This window comes from Sediminibacterium sp. FW305-C-269, from assembly GCF_058231045.1.
Window position 1 is genome coordinate 556,940 of sequence record NZ_JBIQXQ010000002.1, and the last position, 19,234, is coordinate 576,173.

A 19,234-nucleotide genomic window follows, 5' to 3' on the forward strand; every position below is an offset into this window, starting at 1 on the left:
TACTCAGATCGATATGACAGGCCTGATCGAGCAGGGAGGGCAGTTCCTCCATGGTAAATGGCCGGCTGTCCAGTCTCAGCAGGGTCTCTCGCAGAGGACCCTGCGTTCGGTCTTAGCAGGGTCTCTCGCAGAGGACCCTGCGTTAACCATCCGCACAGTTTAATTATCAAAAAAATCAGGTATAAACCGCAAAACTATATAAGGCGGTTCTTCATAATTTCCGTCTCAGCACTAACATCCCAGTCCCCCTGCATTACATAATGAGCATACGACAACAAATACAGGAAACCAATGGCGTATATTTTATCACGTTTACCTGTGCGCACTGGTTGCCTTTATTTGAGATGACAAATGGGTATGACGCAGTATACAAATGGTTCGATTATCTTAAACAACAAGGCCATTATATTGCCGGTTATGTAATTATGCCTAACCATCTGCATGTATTGATAGCTTTTTGTGAAACACGCATTCCTATCAATACCCTGGTGGCAAATGGGAAAAGATTCATGGCATATGAATTGGTGAAGAAATTGGGGCAGCAGGGTAGAAGTGACATTCTGGAAACGTTAGCAGGATGGGTAAGCAGGACCGACCAGTTAAAAAAACAAAGGCATGCCGTGTTCGAACCTTCGTTCGACAGGAAAGAATGCTATAGTCTTCGTTTTCTGAAACAGAAAACGGGGTATATACACCAAAATCCATGTAAAGCAGGGCTGGTGCGTTTGCCGGAAGACTATTTGCACAGTTCTGCCAAATATTATTATACGGGTATGCAGGGAGTATACCCCGTTATTACCTATATGGAGTTACAGGATATTGATCTTACTACTGCTGGGAAGTGATAGTATTTTTCACCAGCTGTCTCAGCAGGGTCTCTCAGAGAGGACCCTGCGTTTGCCGTCTTAGCAGGGTCTCTCGGAGAGGACCCTGCGTTAGCGATCCGGACAGTTAGTTGGAAATGCAGGATATTTATGTAATGATATTAGAGCGCTGATGGTGATTTTCTTTTTCGTGAATGTGTAGTGCTACTAAGCCGCAGGGTCCTCTGCGAGAGACCCATGCGGTGACTTTGCGTTTGCCGTCTTAGCAGGGTCTCTCAGCGAGGACCCTGCATTTGCCGTCTTAGCAGGATCTCTCGGAGAGGACCCTGCGTTTGCGATCCGGACAGTTAGTTGAAATACAGGATACTTATGTACGATATTAGAGCGCTGATGGTGATTATCATTCTCGTGAGTGTGTGGTGCTACTAAGCCGCAGGGTCCTCTGCGAGAGACCCATGCGGGGACTTTGTGTTGATGATAGTTTTGTAGGGAGGCCTTGCGGAGAATAAAGTAGACCATGCGAAGAATGAAGAGGACCCTGCGTTTGTCGTCTTAGCAGGGTCTCTCGGAGAGGACCCAGCGTTTGCGATCCGGACAGTTAGTTGGAAATGCAGGATATTTACGTAATGATATTAGAGCGCTGATGGTGATTATCATTTTCGTGCGTGTATAGTGCTACTAAGCCGCAGGGGCCTCTCCGAGAGACCCATGCGGGGACTTTGTGTTTGCCGTCTCAGCAGGGTCTCTCATAGAGGACCCAGCGTTTGCGATCCGGACAGTTAGTTGGAAATGCAGGATATTTATGTAATTATATTAGAGCGCTGATGGTGATTGTCATTTTCGTGCGTGTTTAATGCTACTAAGCCGCAGGGTCCTCTTCGAGAGACCCATGCGGGGACTTTGCGTTGGTGATAGTTTTGTAAGTAGACCCTATGGAGAATAAATCAAACAGCCGATGGGCCAAGTACAACAGCTAACTTTTGCCAAGCAACATGTTGGTGGCAGTTTATAGAAGTTGTCCTGCAATGTTTTTACATATCTCCCATAAAATTCTAGCATCACTTTGTTGTAAAACTACACTATATGTCTTTTGTTTATGCGGGTGAATAAAGTTCCGATAGTCTCTTAGTACAACACCCAGGTCTTTACCTGTCTGGGTTATCCATTTCAGTTCATGTCCTACATCTATATAGTGCCGTAGCGTCCATTCGTTAAGTGATAATGTTTGACCTGTTTTCGGATTCTTCGGGGCAGCTGTAGCAATAAAAATAGGGGCCTGATTTGGCATATGGTTGACTTTCGATAAAAGCAAGGTCTCAAGCAATCCTCCCATCATCACAATTGCAGCTAAAGGAGCATTACCTTCAATGCATTTAATACATTCGTCCCACCTAGATGCAATAATTCGCTGCATTTCTGGGTCGGTTATCAATGTTGATAAATTTGGGACTGTATCGACACTTTTTTGTACAGGTTTCGTTACAAATGTGATGTTTTCATTTCGAAGCTTTTGTAGGCTGTATTTAATTTGTTTTATTAGGTTGACACAACGAACTCGTAAAGGAGAAATATCCGAAGCTTCTAAGATTTGCCTATAGCCAGTATCAATATCGGCGATGGCACTATCGGATAATGAAGTAACAATGATAGTTCGGTGAGTATGGAACCATGTAAGCGAAACTGCTTTTAAGTATTCTTTCTCGTCCTGACTACGTATTTGGTTTGTGGATGACTTCTTCACAAGCTTGCCTAGTCGGTCAAGTTCAGCCGTTGCTTTGTCGATTGTGTCTATAAAAGCGTTCATAGGTTAGCTTTTTGATTAGACACTATTTTTTCTTAGCCGCAGCTTTCTTGGGTTTAGCAGCTTTTTTAGAAACAGCTTTTTTACCAGAGGAACTATTTTTTCTTGAACTAGAGTTGCCATGACCCACAGTAGGCATTGACACAGCAACCAAATTTTCACCTACGGCATTTATCTCGTAAGTTCCTGTGCTAACTTTGTCGACAAGACCGAACGAACTCGCATTAATCAATATTTGAGCAGCAAACTTTGGACGTTCTCGGTTAGCTTTTCTACATGCTTCCATTAGGTCATCAGTTGTGATTGAGTCTTTCCTTTCGGTAGGCGGTGCTTCAAATTTGTGATAATATGCAACAGCAGCGACGAGTTGATTTGCTGAGGTCGGATTTTTCTCTTCCAGAAATGTTTTTATATCCTTAGCTCTGGTATGAGTGATATGCTCATGTATTGGTTGTTGCGATGCTGCTGGTGGTATGGATCCCGAAGAACTGGGTAGGGCATTTTGAATAGGATTTTTCAACCCTAGTCTTTCACTAGCCCAACGAATTATTCTTTCTCGATTTATTTCATCGAACGGTTCCAAAGCATCACAGATAGCTTTGACTGCGGAAAGGTCGTCTGGTTTTTGGCTCATATTTAAAATTTAGCAGTTAGGTATTTATGTAATTGCCACCAACTTGTTAATATACGCAAGCCTAGTAATTAAATACAGCCCAATACCGTGGCTTTACGCAACACAATACCACCTCTTGAATATATGAGAAAAGTTTTATAACTTTTAAAAAGCTGTTATGATAACTTACATCTTCCAACGAATAATTTCATAACCCTATCTTAATCAATACAATGTAAATTATGCAGAATATATGCACAGGAGATTTGTGAAACTAGACGAAGAGTATGCACTTTGAAACTGTTTGATCAGGAACTAACGATGTTATTTGCTTCCTCATTCTTTTTTAACTCCCTGACACTCAGAAACCATATAGCCCGAACGCACCAGTGAGTGACACAAGCGCCGATGCCATGAAAACCTATTGCTGGCAACTAACCAATATTTTACAATAAAATTCCCTGCAAAAACAGGTAGGCAAAACTGAAGTAGATGATCAGCCCCGTCACATCCACCAGCGTGGCCACAAAAGGCGCAGAAGATACTGCCGGGTCGGCGCCGAGTTTTTTGAGGAAGATGGGCAACATGGATCCGGAGAGGGTGCCCCAGAGTACCACACCTACGAGGGAGAAACCAACGGTAGATCCGATCATCATCCAGTTGGGACCGTAAATGCCTGGTGCAATGGAGTGCCATACGCCTACGCGGATAAAACCGATGATGCCGAGTACGCTGCCGAGCAACAGACCGCTTAACAGCTCGCGGCGTAATACGCGCCACCAGTCGGCAATGGTGATCTCGCCCACGGCCATGGCCTGAATGATGAGGGTGGATGCCTGCGAGCCGCTGTTACCCCCACTGGAAATAATGAGCGGTACGAACAGGGCCAGCACCACGGCTTTGGCGATCTCATCCTCAAAATAACCCATGGCAGTGGCGGTGAGCATTTCGCCGAGAAAGAGCACCACCAGCCAGCCAATGCGTTTGCGGAAGAGTTTGAGTAAAGGAATATCGAGATAGGGTTCGTTCAGCGCTTCGGTACCACCCATTTTCTGCATGTCCTCGCTGAACTCTTCGTTGGCCACCCATAACATATCGTCGATGGTAACGATGCCAAGCAGGATATTGTTATCGTCCACCACGGGCAGGGCCACACGGTTGTTCATCTTGAACACCTGGCTGGCATGTTCCTGGTCGTCGTTCACGTTGAGCGAAACATAACGGCCATCAATGATCTCGTCCACGCGTTTTTCGGGAGAGGCCAGGATGATGTCGCGGATCCGGATATCGTCGATCAGTTCGCCCAGGCTGTTGATCACGTAGACCACATCGATGGTCTCGCTGTTCTTGGCGTGTTTGCGGAGGGTATCGAACACTTCGTTCACCGTATTGTGGCGGTAGATGTACACGTAGTCGGGTGTCATCAAACGGCCCACGCTGTCCTCCGGGTAGCCCAGCAGTGAGAGGGTGATCTTTCTTTCTTCGGGGTCGAGTAATTTGATCAGGTCGCGAATGGCGGCTTTGGGCAGTTCTTCTAAAAAGTCGGTACGGTCATCCGCGGGCAGTTCGTTGAGCAGTTCAGCGGTCTTGGCCGAGGGCAGTTCCTTCACAATATCCTTCTGCTGCGAGATGTCGAGGATCTTGAATACGCTGGCCGCCCGGTGTATGGCCATATTGGCTATGATCTGTGCCTCGTATTCCGGGTATTCGCTGATGAGTTCGGCCACATCACTGATGTTCTGGTCATCCAGGAACTCCCGGATCTCCAGTTTATCCTCTTTGGCTACCAGTTGTTCAAACTGCTCAAAGATATCAGGATGTTCAAGCTCGAGCGACATGAGCACAAGATAATTAGTAGTTAGTAATTAATAGTTAGTAATTAGTAATTGCTAACTGATCTTGTCCAGGGCCTGGAGGATATCTGAGAGGATATCATCCTTATGTTCCAGTCCTACGCTGATGCGGATGAGGCCGGGGGTGATGTTGACGGATTGGCGTTCGGCTTCGGACAGTTTTGCGTGGGTGGTACTGGCCGGGTGCGAAGCAATGCTGCGGGTATCGCCGAGGTTGGCCGTGAGCGACAACATCTGCAGGCTGTTCAGGAAAGTTCGTCCGGCTTCCAGTCCGCCCTTCAGTTCAAAACATACGATACCGCCGCCATTCTGCATCTGTTGGGTGGCAATGGCATGGTGCGGATGGCTGGGCAGAAAGGGATAACGCAGCGAAGCGATCTGGGCATGTTTCTCCAGCGCCTGTGCAATGTACAGGGCATTGGATGCATGGCGTTCCATGCGCACGTCCAGGGTCTCGAGGCTCTTGCTCAGTACCCAGGCATTGAAGGGCGACAGGGCTGGGCCGGTACTTCTGCAGAACAGGTAGATCTCTTTGATCAGGTCCTTGCGGCCCACGACCACACCTCCCAGCACGCGGCCCTGTCCATCCAGCCATTTGGTGGCGGAATGCACCACCAGGTCGGCACCGAATTCGATGGGTTGCTGGTTAACGGGTGTGGCAAAACAGTTATCAACGTTCAGGATGATCTTGTGTTTTTTAGCGATGCGGCCGATCATGGCCAGGTCCAGCACATCCAGTCCGGGATTGGTGGGTGTTTCCAGGTAGATCATTTTGGTATTCGGACGGATGGCAGCTTCCCATTCCGCTTCCGTGGCATTGGCGCCCACATAGGAGGATTCGATGCCGTATTTGGGCAGGTATTTGGCGATGACAGTATGGGTGCTTCCGAAGATGGCGTTGCAGGAGAGCAGGTGATCCCCCTGTTTCAACAGGGCCATGAACGAACCGAACACGGCACTCATGCCCGATGCGGTGGCATAACCTGCTTCGGCGCCTTCCAGTGCGCACATTTTGTCAACGAACTCCTGTACCCCCGGATTGCTGAAGCGGCTGTAGATATTATCATCCGACTCATCCGCAAAAGCGGCCCGCATCTCTTCGGCATTGTCGAAACAGAAACTGCTGGTCAGAAACATCGGCGTGGAATGTTCCATCTCGTTCGTGCGTTCTGTCTGGATGCGGATGGCGTTGGTTTGGTTATGCTTGAACATCATATTGTAAATTAGAATTAGAAATTAACCTATTGTCTATTAAAACCTCTGCGAAAACTCTGCTCCTCATGTTCTCTGCGGTGAAAAAACCCTTACGATAAAGGCCGCTTGCTATTGTTCGGAATGTTATTCACCGCAGAGAACATGAGAACAGGGAGTTTTCGCAGAGGGTCTCCGATCATAGTAAGAGCTCAATAGTACAAATAGTTAGCAATTAGAAATTAGCGGATCCGGCTCTTGTTATAAGCGTCCCCCCCAATTGACAATTGCCCATTGACAATTTCTCCCTACCATCCACTCATTCACTCACTCACTCATCCACTCATTGAACCTTCCGATACGAATGAACGTTAGTATTTCCCTGTCTGTTCCGGCTTTTGCAAAGATTTATGCAAATGTAATTTAAGCTTAGCCTTATTTTGCTTCTGAAATGCGGAATTAATACTTATGAAAATTTTTGAGTCACAGGCTGAATTTAGATTAGAGAACGGAACGGTGCTGCCTTCGCTGCGTGTGGCCTATCATACCTATGGGCAGATGAATGCGGATAAGAGCAATGTGATCTGGGTCTGTCATGCATTGACCGCCAGTTCAGATGTGGCCGATTGGTGGAAGGGATTGGTAGGAGAGCATTGCCTCATCAATCCCGACAAATATTTCATTGTCTGCGCCAATATTCTTGGCTCCTGTTATGGCAGCACGGGGCCTTTGAGCGATGATCCGCGTACGGGCAAACCGTATTATTCCTCTTTTCCGCAGGTCACCATCCGCGATATGGTGCAATCCTTCATCCTGTTGCGCCAACACCTGGGCATCGATCAGATCCACTTGTTGATGGGTGGCAGCATGGGCGGTTACCAGGCGCTGGAATGGGCCGTGATGGAAAAAGAAGTGATCGGGAGATTGTTCCTGATCGCCACATCGCCATCGGAGAGTGCCTGGGGCGTGGCGGTGCATACGGCGCAGCGGTTGGCCATTGAGGCCGATCATACCTGGCAACACCGGTCGCCCGATGCGGGCGCCAAAGGTCTGAAAGCAGCACGGGCCATTGGGATGCTCACTTACCGCAACTATGGGACCTTCCAGGACAAACAGACCGATCCCGACCCGGAGAAGATCGACGATTTCAAAGCCTCTTCCTATATCAATTACCAGGGCGATAAACTGGTGAAACGTTTCAATGCCTACAGCTACTGGCTGCTCACCAAAGCCATGGACAGTCACCACCTGGGCAGGGGCAGGGGCGGCGACCTGATCAAGGTACTGCGATCGATCACCCAGCCCACATTGATCATTGGTATCCGGAGCGATATCCTTTGTCCGCTGGATGAACAACAGTTCATGGCCGATCATATTCCCAACACACATTTCTTTGAGATCGATTCAGCCTATGGGCATGATGGTTTCATCATCGAGACCGCACAGATCAGCCGGTTCCTGAAGGACTGGCTGGTGGATGTTGCCGGCGAATGAATGCATCACATGGGATGGTAGATCCTTTTGGCCGTCCGGTAGACCTCCTGCTTGTTCAGGGTCATGGTCTTGGTCTGCTGTTTCACATACATCTCCATCTGGTCCGTATAATGGGGTGACTCTTTCCGGCTGGATGCCCCATAGGTATTGAGCGATTCGATCACAGGGCCATTGCTGGTAAAACGTACCAGTTCTATGTAGGCATCGCCCTGTGTGCCTTTCCACAACCCGTTCTTGTAGGGTACAGAATACATGGGGGCCAGCACATCGGGCAGGCCGGGCAGTGGCAGTTCCTGATCGCCCCGTACCAGTTTCTGTATATCGCCCAACTGCAGATCGGTGCGGCCAAAATTCTTCAGCATCTCCGCTTTCACGCTGCGCAGGACCGCAACACATTGTTGAGAAGTAAGTATACTGTTCCTGTTATAGAGTTTGGGTGATCCAACGATGGTATGGTATACCAGGAAGAAGGTTCCGGCACCCACACTTTCTGCATTGGCATTCTTATCCCATTGCTGCAGCTGAACAATGAGTTCTGCAATGTCTGGGTAGGCACTTGCCTGTAACAGGAACAAAGAATCGATACCGGTCGGGAAAGCGAATTGCGCGGGATAGTGCCGGTCAAATTTGATGTTCCTGAATTGCTCATAGGATATTTTATCATACCGGGCCAACATCTCAGAAAAACGTTTGCTGCGGTTGTTCTCCAGTGTCTCATATCCCATGGTGATGTCTTTGATCACCGGGTTGTCGGCACCTTCGGTGGAGTGAAAGGGGGAATGGTTGGTGTTGAACACGAAACCGCTGCCGGGTTGCAGTACCTGCGGCAGGTCCTTCAGCGGATGCAGGCTGGTCCACAAAGTGCTGCTGGTATTACCCGGCAGCGTGCCCTTCCAGTTGTACCTGGGATCGCGAACGGGGATACGGCCATTGCTCAGGTAATAGATGGTATCGTATCTGTCGGCATACACGATGTTATAACCCGGTATGGCCAGCATGTTCAGGGCAGTTTTGAATTCTGTGAAATTTCTGGCCTTGTTGAAACGGTACCATTGTTCCAGTCCACGGATATCCATCTGTGCCGGCATGCGTATGGAGAAGGTTCCGCGATCGGTGATCAGGGTGGGGCCGTATTTGCTCCAGTAGGCTTTCCTGTTGACCTTTACCGTGATGCCACCGAGTTTTACTTTCAGGGGCACTTTTTTCTCTTCCAGTTGTTCCCATTTGCCATCCAGCCTGTATTCGAGTTTATTGGCGGGATTGATCTCCAGTTGGTAGATGTCCAGTTTGTCCGGGTCGTTCACCGTATGCGCCCATCCAAGGTATTCATTTACCCCATGCAGGATGCAGGGCGCTCCCGGAAAATTGGCGCCAAGGATATTCCATCCCTCTTCACTGTTCAGGTGGGCCTCATAAAATGCCACAGGCCCTTCCAAAGGCTGGTGTGCGTTGATGTCGAGGTATACCTGTCCGTCGGTGGTTTTGCGACTGTTGAATGCGAAGGCATTGCTGCCGGCTGTTTTAAAATTCTCCAGTAAGGGTACTTTGCCGTTAAAGATGGAGGCTAGTGCCTTATCGGCGCCTGAGAGCACACATAGCTGCAGTACAGAGTACCGGATCATGTCCTTGGGGGTGACCGGGAACAGGTGCTTCAGCAGGATCTCTTTCGGGTGTGATGCTGCGAAGGCATTCAGACCTGCACAATAGCCCTCGAGCAATTTCTTGAAATCGGGACTCAGGTCCGACTCATATCTTTCCTCCACCAGTTCCGGTATGCGCAACAGGTGAATGATATAATCGATCTGTGCTCCTTTTTTTCCCTGGTAACGGGCCAGCATTCCTTTACCGGCCATCAGTGATTGCTGGATGGTGGCAAAATCATCCTCTGCCTGTGCCCAGGCCAGTCCATAGGCCACATCAGGGTCCGTTTTTCCGAAGATATGCGGAACGCCCCAGTTGTCGCGAACGATATCGATCCTGGCAGGTTCGAACTGCGCATAGGAGCCGAGCAGGGTAAAGGAACAGCAAAGAGATAACAGCAAACGAATGAGCATGTCAGTGGTTTTGGAGTGAAACAAATGTAACTACAATAAGTTTGATCCGTCAGTAAGGCCTGCTTCTGTTGACCCTTTACGATGATCGGAGACCCTCTGCGCAAACTCCCCGTTCTCACGTTCTCTGCGGTGAATAACATCCCGAACAATAGCGACCGGCCTTTTTGTAAGGTTTTTTTTCACCGCAGAGAACAGGAGAGGCAGAGTTTTCGCAGAGGTTTTAATAGCACAATACCTTAGTATTAGGTAGACTGTTGTTATCTTTAGTGCCGGGAAGCTGTGAAGCACCCAGGAACGCATCAATCCATAAACTCTCATCTCATGGGCATCTGGAAACAAATCGCTGAATACCTCTACATCAAAAAAAGGGATCCCAATGAACCCCGCACGCAGTGGATGAAATACATGCATGGCATGAACCGCATCTCGCTGATCATGTTCCTGATCGCGGTGCTGGTCATCCTGTTCAAGCTGGTGATCCTGCCGTTGCTGAAATAAGTTCTATTTACGGATAAAGTCCACGATGATGCGGGCTGCCTGGGCGGAAGCGTGTCCGCCGGCGGATAACAATTCCTTGAGGGCGTGGTAGTCTTGCTGTAACTGTGTTTGCCTTTTTGCATCATGCAACAGGCTGTCCAGTTCTTGTACCAGGTTTTCCGGGGTCAGTTCGTTCTGTATCAGTTCTGTGACCACCGGTTTGTCCATGATCAGGTTCACCAGCGAGATGTATTTGATCTTGATCAGTCTTTTGGCGATCTGGTAACTGATATTACTTCCTTTGTAACACACCACTTCGGGTACGCCGAACAAGGCGGTCTCCAGGGTGGCGGTACCACTGGTCACCAGTGCGGCCCTGGACTGCAGCAGCAGGTCGTAGGTCTGGTTGCGCACGGCCGACACGTTCTGGTATGCTGCCAGGAAGGGGGCATAGAAAGCATCGTCCAGTCCGGGTGCCTGGGCCACCACAAAACGGTATTGCGGAAAGGACCTGGCCACCTGCAGCATGATGGGCAGCTTTTTATGGATCTCCTGTTTGCGGCTGCCGGGGAGGAGGGCGATGAGACCTGAGTTGTGAGTCGGCAGACGTGAGTCGTCAGTGGTGAGTGGGGAGTTTTGGGTGTTGTTTAGGTTCAGAGGTGCGGGGGTGGGTTCTGCGCGTTTGGCTTCGATGACTTCTACGAGGGGGTGTCCTACATAGTCCACGTTCCAGTTCCAGGTGTCGTGGTAATAGTTCTTTTCGAAGGGGAGGATGCAGAGCATTTTGTCGATGCACTGTTTCATCTTCTTCACGCGGTTGGCCTTCCAGGCCCATACCTGGGGGGAGATATAATAGATCACTTTGAACCCCTGCTGTTTGGCCCATTCGGCTATGCGGAGGTTGAAACCGGGATAATCGATCAGTACCAGCGTGTCGGGCTGGAAGGACAGGATATCCTGTTTGCAGAAACGGATATTCTGCAGGATGGTGGGCAGGTTCTTCACCACTTCGGCAAAACCCATGAATGCCAGGTCGCGGTAATGTTTCACCAGTGTGGCCCCGGCGGCCTGCATCAGGTCGCCGCCCCAGCAACGGATAGTTGCCCCGGCATCCAGCTGGTACAGCTGTTTTACCAGGTTGCTGCCGTGCAGGTCGCCGCTGGCTTCGCCGGAAATGATGTAATACTTCATGCCTGATCTCCCGCAGGGAAATTGGTGAGGCTGCAAAATACCGAATTCGAATGGGACGGGGAATAACTAAGTAGGCAATTACGTGTTGTATTATGAAAACCTCTGCGCAAACTCCCCGTTCTCCTGTTCTCTGCGGTGAATAACATCCCGAACAATAGCGACCGGCCTTTTTGTGAGGTTTTTTTTCACCGCAGAGAACAGGAGGGGCAGAGTTTGCGCAGAGGGGCTCCGATCATAGTAAGAGGTTAATAGCACAACTCGTTAGATATGTTTATTTATTAACTATGAAAATAGTTGTTAAACTAATTACTTAGTTATTATATTTGAAATGTAAAAAATCTCCCCATGAAACCGTTGACCAAGGCAGAAGAGCAGATCATGCAGACGATCTGGAAACTGGAAGAAGCTTTCCTGAAAGACATTGTAGAGGCACAGCCTGAACCGCGGCCGCATTCGAATACGGTGGCCACTATTTTGAAGATCCTCGTAGAGAAAGGGTTTGTGGGCATTACTCCTGTGGGCAGGGTGCACCAGTATTACCCGCTGGTATCGAAAGAGGAATATTCCTCCAGCAGCATGCGCACGCTGGTGAACGGTTATTTTGAAGGGTCGTTCACGGATGCGGTATCCTTTATGGTGAAACAGAAGAACCTGAGTGTGAAAGAACTAGAGCTGCTGTTGCAACAGATCAAACACAAACAAGCCAAAAAATAGACAGATGTTCACAACCGCCTATTACTTTGTTCAGGTGATACTCTGCAGCGGCATCATGATGGGGTATTACTGGCTGGTGTTGCGCAACAAGCGTTTTCACCATTACAACCGGTTCTACCTGCTGGCCCTGGCCCTGTTGTCGTGGGTGGTGCCCCTGGTGAAGATCCAGTGGCAGCGCCCATCCGTAACAGATGACCTGCAGGTGCTGCAGCTGCTCTCTGTGGTGGCGGATAACAATACCCGTATAGAAGCGGCCGTTACCCGCAGCGGTTTCCAGTGGAACTGGGATATGGCCGCCTGTATCCTGTACCTGGTGGTGGCATCGGTGCTGCTGGCGGGACTGGTGAACTCGTTCATCCGCCTGTATCGTTTATTGAAACAACATTCCTGCAAGAACGTGGGCGATGTGTACCTGATATTGACACAGGCACCGGGCACACCCTTTTCCTTTTTCCGGTATATTTTCTGGAACGAAGAGATAGACCTGCGCAGTGAGGCCGGCAAACAGATACTGCAACATGAACTGACGCATGTGCAACAGAAACATTCACTGGATAAGTTGATCCTGCAACTGGTACTGGTGGCTGGTTGGTTCAATCCCTTCTTCTGGCTGCTGAAGAAAGAGATGGAAATGATCCATGAGTTCATTGCCGATAAAAAAGCGGTGGGCGATGGCGATACTGCTGCACTGGCACAGATGCTGCTCACGGCGGCCTATCCGCAACAACGCTTTGATCTGGCCAACCCTTTCTTTTTCTCGCCCATCAAAAGAAGATTACAGATGCTGACCAATGACCGTAACCCGAGATTCAGTTACCTGCGCCGGTTAGTGGTACTGCCCATGCTGGCGGTGCTGGTATTACTGTTCGCGTTCCGAAGTCCGGGACAAAGGGCCAAAGGCCCCTTGTCGGTTGCTACGGTGATGGAGAATATGGTGGATGTTGTAGCGGGCAGTCAGGCACAAACAAATATCAATGTGTCCAATGTTGCGGTGCTTGATCGCACGTATACTGTTGTGCTTATTCCGGGGCATGGAGGAGAAAACACAGGGGTAGTAGCCGCGGATGGCACCAAGGAATCCGAACTGACGCTGGCATTGGCAAAAACGATCAAAGAAATGAATGGGAATGATCAGATCCGTGTCATCCTGACCCGTGAAACTGATAAGACCATGCCCTTTAAGCAGGCGGCTGAATTGACCAATAAATACAATCCTGACCTGGTCCTGTTGTTGCATGCAAATGATGCTATTGCCATAAAGCCAAAGTCCGCAACCCAAACTTCCAACTTCCCTGGGGGTATCAGATTTTATATTCCTGATGCTGTACCCGAACAATCGCTGTTAAGCCGGATATTGGCCAGTGAGATCGCTTTTGCGATGGCCCCGCTGAAATCTCCCATTATCGGGATTCGATCCAGCACTGCAACAGGTCATCTATTGAATCAATTGAATAGTCCATCTGTTGTGATCGAAGCCGATTTGATGAGTAATCCTGTTGGTCTTGCCAAGTTGCAGACGATAAGCTCCCGTAAAGAAATAGCAGTGTCTATTTTGAACGGGATAAATGAATACCTGGTCAAAAGCAAAAGAACCTATATCGACACGGTTATTGTGAAAGCTGATAGCTTAAAAGGTTCAGAGAGAAAAAATTTAGCTACTGCAAAGAACGGAGTGGTGCTGATCCCTACCCAGCCAACCAAACTGCCGCAACCATTGGTGGTTCTGGATGGCAGAAAGATCGTTTATGATTCCATTGCCAGCATCAACCCGGCACAAATACAGTCGGTGAATGTTCTGAAGAACGAATCAGCCACCGCATTGTATGGCGAAGAAGGCAGGAACGGTGTGATCCTGCTCACCAGTAAAACAGTGACTGTAAAGGAAGCAACGAATGCTTCTGGCATAGTGTCAGTCAATAATTTTTCCGCCAACTTCTCTCCTGCAAAGATCAACAGTCGCAAATTGGGTGTGACCAGTGTCACCGTTCGCCCGCATACCGACAGCCTGCCCAAAGATGTGCTGATCCTGGTGGATGGTGTGAAGGGATCGTTGGCTGCCGTGCAACCGGATGAGATCGCTACCGTTAATGTGCGCAAGGATTCGGCCTCGATCAGCAGGTATGGGGATGAGGCCCGCAATGGGGTAGTGGAGATCGTTACCAAAAGACCCTTTGCGGTGAAAACAGAACTGGTGGCAAGACCTGTGTACAAAGGATACAAGATCTTTACGGAAGTGGAGAACCTTCCTGCATTTCGCGGTGGACAGGCAACTTTTCAAAAATACCTGGCGCGCAACCAACGTAGCGATCTGGCAAAGAACGGAACACCGCCTGGAACCTATACTGTACAAGTATCCTTTCTGATAGGGGAAGATGGCAACGTGAGCAATGTTACGGCAGAGAACAATCCCGGTTACAGAACGGTGGAAGAAGCCATTCGCCTCATTAAGAATGGTCCCAGGTGGATACCTGCCAGGCAGAACGGGCAGCCGGTATTGTACCGGCACCGGCAGGCGATCACGCTGGTAGTGAAGAAATAACGGATCCGTAAAAAGATAAACCTTAACAGAAAGTAAAACTTTCTGAAACCTGCTTAGGACCGGCTCCCGGATAGGGGTCGGTTTTTTATATTTGGGGATACTAAAAAGCTGTTTCGTTCGTTATTCAATAACAGTCGACCCCCGATGAAAACAAGACCTTTTTTTTCTCTCATATGGCTCCTTTTTTTGCTGGTATCACAGCCTGCCAACGCACAGGCCGATAAGGGCAAGACCATGAAGCACCCGCTGAAGCGGATCGTGATCGATCCGGGCCATGGTGGTCCCTCTGCCATTGCGGGTAAGTTCTATGGTGCATCGGGTAAAAAGATGGAAGAGAAAGATGTGGCCCTGGCCATCGGTCTCAAACTGCGCGATGTGATCACCAGCCAGATGCCCGATGTGGAAGTGATCATGACCCGTACCACTGATGAATTCAATAGCCCCATTGTAAAGGCCAATAAGGCCAATGCCGCCAAGGGCGACCTGTTCATTTCCATCCATTGTAATGATGTAGCGCCCATACGGCATACCGAGATCACGGGTTATACCACCAAGACCATTAAACGCAAGGGCAAGAAGATCAAAAAGAAGATCCCGGAATACCGCACCTGGTACACGCCGAACCCCGCTATGGGAACCGAGACCTATATCTGGGGGGTGGGCAAGACCAAGGACAAGGAAGAAGCCCTGATGGAGAACAATTTCTCGGATACCGCGGTGCTGGTGGTGGATGGTTTTGATAACAATCCTGCCATGAAGATGATCAACTCCATGCGTACACAGGAATATGCCAACCGCAGCCGCAAACTGGCTGAAACGGTGGAAGAGGAATTTGTACGTTCCGGACGGGTAAGCCGCGGCGCCAAACAGCGGGATGAAAAAGGGATCTGGGTATTACAGGCCGTGGCCATGCCGGCCATCCTGATAGAAGTGGGTTTCTTATCACATCCGGAAGAGGAAGAACTCATCACCAGTGAAGATGGGCAGCAGCAGACCGCTGAAGCCATTGCCCGCGCCGTAAAAAGATACCGTGTTTCGCTGGAAGCACAGGTGAACGGTACTGCTTTACCTACCGGCAGTAAATGATCAGGTTCAGAAGAACCATTTGAACGCCAAAGCCACTATTGCATAGATACAGGTGGCAATGAAGATGCCCGTAGCGGTCTTGTCCTTTCGTTGGTTGATGTACAGCGTGAACACCACCGCATTCACGATCAGCGCCAGGCTGATGATGCCCGATAACAGGGATTTCTGCATCATCAGTACCTGCCAGAATTCCTGCACCGAGAAGATGCGGAAACGGGCCAGGTAATAAGCGGTGAAACCCACCAGTGGAGAAAGGAAACCCAGCACCAGGCCAAGTTTCCGGTTGTCTTTACTCAGAATCAAAATTTCCAGGATTTTTCAAGTTTCTTTTTCAGTTCATTGTTGGTCAGGTCGAACTGGACAGGCACCACACTCACGAAATTGTTCTCCAACGCCCATACATCTGTGTCCTTACCCTTGTCGAAGTTGATGAACTCACCGGTGAGCCAGTAGTATCTTTTGCCGTGCGGGTCCTTTCTTTCATCGAACTCCTCCTCGTATTTGGCGTAGGCCTGGCGGGCTATCTTGATACCCTTGATCATCTTTTCTTCGCCCTTGGGGATGTTCACGTTCAGGCAGAGGTGTTTGTCGTGCGGCTCGCTGTTCAGTACATGTTCCACCAGGATCCTGGCATATTTTTTCGCTGCGGTGAAATCTGCTTCAATGCTCAGGTCGAGCAGACTGAACCCGATGCTGGGAATACTTTCAATGGCGGCTTCCAGTGCGGCAGACATGGTTCCTGAATAGATCACATTGATGGAGTGATTGGCGCCATGGTTGATACCGCTCAAACAGATATCGGGTTTGCTGTGGATCACTTTATCGACCGCCAGTTTTACACAGTCCACCGGTGTACCGCTGCAGGCCCAGGCTTCTACATTCTCATTTTCAAACACATTCACTTTCTGCAGACGCAATGGGTTGCCAATGGTGATGGCGTGTCCCATACCACTCTGTGGTTTATCGGGCGCCACTACGATCACTTTACCCAGTCCTTTTACCGCTTCCACCAGGGCGCGTATGCCCGGTGCGGTTACGCCATCATCATTGGTGATCAGGATCACCGGCTGTTTTTTCTTTGTCTTTTTCACTTTTGCCATGGCTGCAAGATACGATTAAGATGGTTGCGTGCCGGGAATGCACGGTAAAATCAACGTCATCTTTACCGAGCCATCCCGTTCTGCACACAAAATTTATTTCTTTGCCTCTTTCACTTTTTCTGTTGCAGGCCAGCTGTAATATTTATACACCGGGTACTCCACCGGTTGGGTGGCAACGCCGTTCTGGTCCAGGTAATTGTCGAAGAAGTTCCAGTTCAGCAGCCCGTCGTCCGATTGGGGTTCCAGTGTATAAAAGATGAGGTTGGTGAGCGGTTGTGCCATATCCACTTTGTAATCTCCTTTTTTCAGGGTCTTGGTGATCCGCTCAAAATGTCCTTCGGCAGAAGCCATCAGGTGTCCCTCGAACTTGCGCTGTGCGCGGGTGTATCTTTCCACCACGAACACATCCACGCTGATCTTTTCCGCTTTTTCTATCTTCTCCAGTTTTGCGCCCTGTTTCACCAGGTGTTCTGCAATGGCCGCCTGTTCTGCGGGTATGATATAGCCACGGGGCAGCAGGCTCTGCACGGTATCTTTGAAGGCACCGTAATAGTTCACATTGTCGTAGGTAACGATATTCCCCTTCTTCACCCATGACCTGCTGCCATCGGGTCTGGTAAAGCTGGTGTACTCATAAGAGCGGAATCCTTTCAGCGGTTGTTCGGTCGGTACCATTTTAAAACGTACGCCCTTGTTCACTTTGCCTGCGTTCTCCAGTACGTTCCGGATAGCGGCCTGTTCTGCGTCATGGTTGGTCTGTATGATCTCTTGGGCGTGCTGGTTGGTATGTTCCAGTATTTCGGTCACGAAAGTGTAAGTGCTATAGATGCGCTGGAAAAAACGCTCATGCGCAAACGACTCACTTAAGATGCCCATGCGGTTGCGCAGTCCGAACTGGTTGATGAGGTAACGGGGATGGTGGTTATAGGTATAGAAATTTTTCACCGGCCAGCCATCGCGCACATTGAAATCGCCGAAGGGGCCAAAGTACAGCCCATTTTTCTCTTTCACATTTCTGGTGATGGCAGGTAACATCACATCATTGGTATACCGGTATGTGGCGGGCTCACCTGCATAGAGATAACTGGGTGCCCAGGTAAGCGAATACCCGTGCCAGGTACCATTGGTGGTGTGCAGGTCCACACTCAGTTGCGGGTCCCAGGCATTGATCACGTTCTGGATCAGTGCCTGTGTTTCGGGGGCTTCCATCTTGATACCGTCGCGGTTCAGGTCAAGTCCCTGGCCGTTCTCGCGTACGCCGGTTTCCAGCGGGCTGTTTTCCTGGCTGGGACGCAGACCCGGGGCCATTTTATCATTTCCATCCGTGTTATAGATCGGCAGGAACAGAATGACCTGGTTTTGCAGTAACTGTGTCTTGTTGCCAAGCAGGATATCGCGCATCAGCATCATCACCACTTCCTTGCCTTCCACTTCGCCGCCATGGATATTGCCCTGTACATAGATCACCGCCTTACCGGAAGCTTTGGCCTGTTCGGGCGTACTCACGGCCGGGTTGGCCAGGATGGCCATTGGGATCTCTTTCCCCATGGGACTTTTGCCGATGGTGGTCAGTTGTATATAGGGACTTTTGCTTTTGATGGCATTGAGAAAATTCATCACATCGCCATAGGTGGATGTTTTGTCGAAGTTGGAACGCTCGGGGGTGATCAGCAGATCGTCTGACCAACTCTGCTGCGACTGTGCAAATACACCGGTGGCAGTCAAAAGCAGGGTAACAAGGAGAAATTTTTTCATGAACCGTTTGTTTTGGAGGAGGAAAGTACAGTAAGAGCTTTGGTTTGCCTAAAAAAAAGGGCAAACGGGTGAGTGGGGACCTTATTCCTTTCTATCCGCGAACTTTCGGAACAAGGCGGGCATTGTTGCGGCATCCATTGCCTGCATATCTAGCAGTTTCAGCGAAGCTACCATGGACTGGGTGCTGGTCTTGTATGTCAGGAAATGGGGCGACCGCAGATGCGACTCATAGGCTTTGCGGCTGGCATATATTTCCAGGATCCTCACCTGGTTGGGATGGTCCTTCTGGAACATGGGGAATATGGTGATCACTCCGGGTTCCCGTTCTATCGATGCCCTGGCCTCTTCTTTCAGGATGGCCGTATACCGGGCTAGCTGATCCGGATGGATCTCTATTTCCGCTATGCGGACCATCAGGCTGTCATCCTGTGCCAGGAGGCAGCCGCAGGGCAGGAGCGCCAGGAGGATGCATAAATAATACTTCATAAAGTGCGTGGTTGTTGGGTGAGGGCAGTTTCGGTTGTCTGCGAAAACAAATTACG

General features: G+C 49.6%; 16 protein-coding genes. 6 read left to right on the forward strand and 10 right to left on the reverse strand.

The window, feature by feature from the left end; translation table 11 throughout:
* Positions 1-260: 260 nt before the first annotated feature.
* Entirely contained in the window at positions 261-845 is a 585-nt protein-coding gene (locus ACH3Y6_RS07780; protein WP_490835030.1) for a transposase, read from the forward strand.
* A 985-nt stretch (positions 846-1,830) separates the two neighbouring features.
* Here the strand turns inward: ACH3Y6_RS07780 and ACH3Y6_RS07785 are convergent.
* The 4 genes from ACH3Y6_RS07785 to ACH3Y6_RS07800 all read right to left on the reverse strand — a co-directional run bounded on the left by ACH3Y6_RS07785 (position 1,831) and on the right by ACH3Y6_RS07800 (position 6,306).
* A complete protein-coding gene (locus tag ACH3Y6_RS07785; RefSeq protein ID WP_490835031.1) occupies positions 1,831-2,628 on the reverse strand; it encodes a hypothetical protein in 798 nt (265 codons plus the stop codon).
* 22 nt (positions 2,629-2,650) lie between these two features.
* Positions 2,651-3,259, reverse strand: coding sequence for a hypothetical protein (locus ACH3Y6_RS07790; RefSeq protein ID WP_490835032.1), 609 nt, complete (start codon positions 3,257-3,259; stop codon positions 2,651-2,653).
* A gap of 425 nt (positions 3,260-3,684) precedes the next feature.
* Positions 3,685-5,076 carry a magnesium transporter gene (gene mgtE, locus ACH3Y6_RS07795; protein ID WP_490835033.1) on the reverse strand — a complete coding sequence of 464 codons (1,392 nt, stop codon included), beginning with the start codon at positions 5,074-5,076 and terminating at the stop codon, positions 3,685-3,687.
* Positions 5,077-5,127: 51 nt separating this feature from the next.
* Entirely contained in the window at positions 5,128-6,306 is a 1,179-nt protein-coding gene (locus tag ACH3Y6_RS07800; RefSeq protein WP_490835034.1) for a trans-sulfuration enzyme family protein, read from the reverse strand.
* 444 nt (positions 6,307-6,750) lie between these two features.
* Between ACH3Y6_RS07800 and metX the strand changes: the two genes are divergently transcribed.
* A complete protein-coding gene (metX, locus tag ACH3Y6_RS07805; protein WP_490835035.1) occupies positions 6,751-7,776 on the forward strand; it encodes a homoserine O-acetyltransferase MetX in 1,026 nt (341 codons plus the stop codon).
* A 5-nt stretch (positions 7,777-7,781) separates the two neighbouring features.
* Here metX and ACH3Y6_RS07810 read toward each other — a convergent pair whose 3' ends face one another.
* Entirely contained in the window at positions 7,782-9,830 is a 2,049-nt protein-coding gene (locus tag ACH3Y6_RS07810; RefSeq protein ID WP_490835036.1) for an acylase, read from the reverse strand.
* Positions 9,831-10,151: 321 nt separating this feature from the next.
* Here ACH3Y6_RS07810 and ACH3Y6_RS07815 point away from each other — a divergent pair, with 321 nt between their 5' ends.
* Positions 10,152-10,328, forward strand: a complete 177-nt coding sequence (locus ACH3Y6_RS07815; protein WP_490835037.1) for a DUF6728 family protein — start codon at positions 10,152-10,154, stop codon at positions 10,326-10,328.
* A 3-nt stretch (positions 10,329-10,331) separates the two neighbouring features.
* Here ACH3Y6_RS07815 and lpxB read toward each other — a convergent pair whose 3' ends face one another.
* The gene (lpxB, locus tag ACH3Y6_RS07820; protein WP_490835038.1) at positions 10,332-11,498 is read right to left on the reverse strand and encodes a lipid-A-disaccharide synthase; all 1,167 of its coding nucleotides are present in this window, start codon (positions 11,496-11,498) and stop codon (positions 10,332-10,334) included.
* A 345-nt stretch (positions 11,499-11,843) separates the two neighbouring features.
* On the opposite strand from lpxB, the gene ACH3Y6_RS07825 reads away from it, so the two are divergent.
* The 3 genes from ACH3Y6_RS07825 to ACH3Y6_RS07835 all read left to right on the forward strand — a co-directional run bounded on the left by ACH3Y6_RS07825 (position 11,844) and on the right by ACH3Y6_RS07835 (position 15,837).
* The gene (locus ACH3Y6_RS07825) at positions 11,844-12,212 is read left to right on the forward strand and encodes a BlaI/MecI/CopY family transcriptional regulator (RefSeq protein ID WP_490835039.1); all 369 of its coding nucleotides are present in this window, start codon (positions 11,844-11,846) and stop codon (positions 12,210-12,212) included.
* A gap of 4 nt (positions 12,213-12,216) precedes the next feature.
* Positions 12,217-14,751, forward strand: coding sequence for an N-acetylmuramoyl-L-alanine amidase (locus tag ACH3Y6_RS07830; RefSeq protein WP_490835040.1), 2,535 nt, complete (start codon positions 12,217-12,219; stop codon positions 14,749-14,751).
* A 144-nt stretch (positions 14,752-14,895) separates the two neighbouring features.
* Positions 14,896-15,837 carry an N-acetylmuramoyl-L-alanine amidase family protein gene (locus ACH3Y6_RS07835; protein ID WP_490835041.1) on the forward strand — a complete coding sequence of 314 codons (942 nt, stop codon included), beginning with the start codon at positions 14,896-14,898 and terminating at the stop codon, positions 15,835-15,837.
* 6 nt (positions 15,838-15,843) lie between these two features.
* On the opposite strand, the gene ACH3Y6_RS07840 is transcribed toward ACH3Y6_RS07835, so the two are convergent.
* The 4 genes from ACH3Y6_RS07840 to ACH3Y6_RS07855 form a co-directional block, all read right to left on the reverse strand.
* Positions 15,844-16,140 carry a hypothetical protein gene (locus ACH3Y6_RS07840; protein WP_490835042.1) on the reverse strand — a complete coding sequence of 99 codons (297 nt, stop codon included), beginning with the start codon at positions 16,138-16,140 and terminating at the stop codon, positions 15,844-15,846.
* On the reverse strand, positions 16,137-16,937 hold the full coding sequence (surE, locus tag ACH3Y6_RS07845) for a 5'/3'-nucleotidase SurE (protein ID WP_490835043.1): 801 nt from the start codon (positions 16,935-16,937) through the stop codon (positions 16,137-16,139). The genes ACH3Y6_RS07840 and surE overlap by 4 nt, the downstream gene beginning before the upstream one ends.
* Before the next feature lie 93 nt (positions 16,938-17,030).
* Positions 17,031-18,692: a M14 family metallopeptidase gene (locus tag ACH3Y6_RS07850; RefSeq protein ID WP_490835044.1), complete on the reverse strand. Its 1,662-nt coding sequence runs from the start codon at positions 18,690-18,692 to the stop codon at positions 17,031-17,033.
* Between the two features lie 81 nt (positions 18,693-18,773).
* Complete coding sequence (locus ACH3Y6_RS07855; RefSeq protein WP_490835045.1) at positions 18,774-19,178, reverse strand: putative quinol monooxygenase; 405 nt, start codon at positions 19,176-19,178, stop codon at positions 18,774-18,776.
* Positions 19,179-19,234 lie beyond the last annotated feature (56 nt).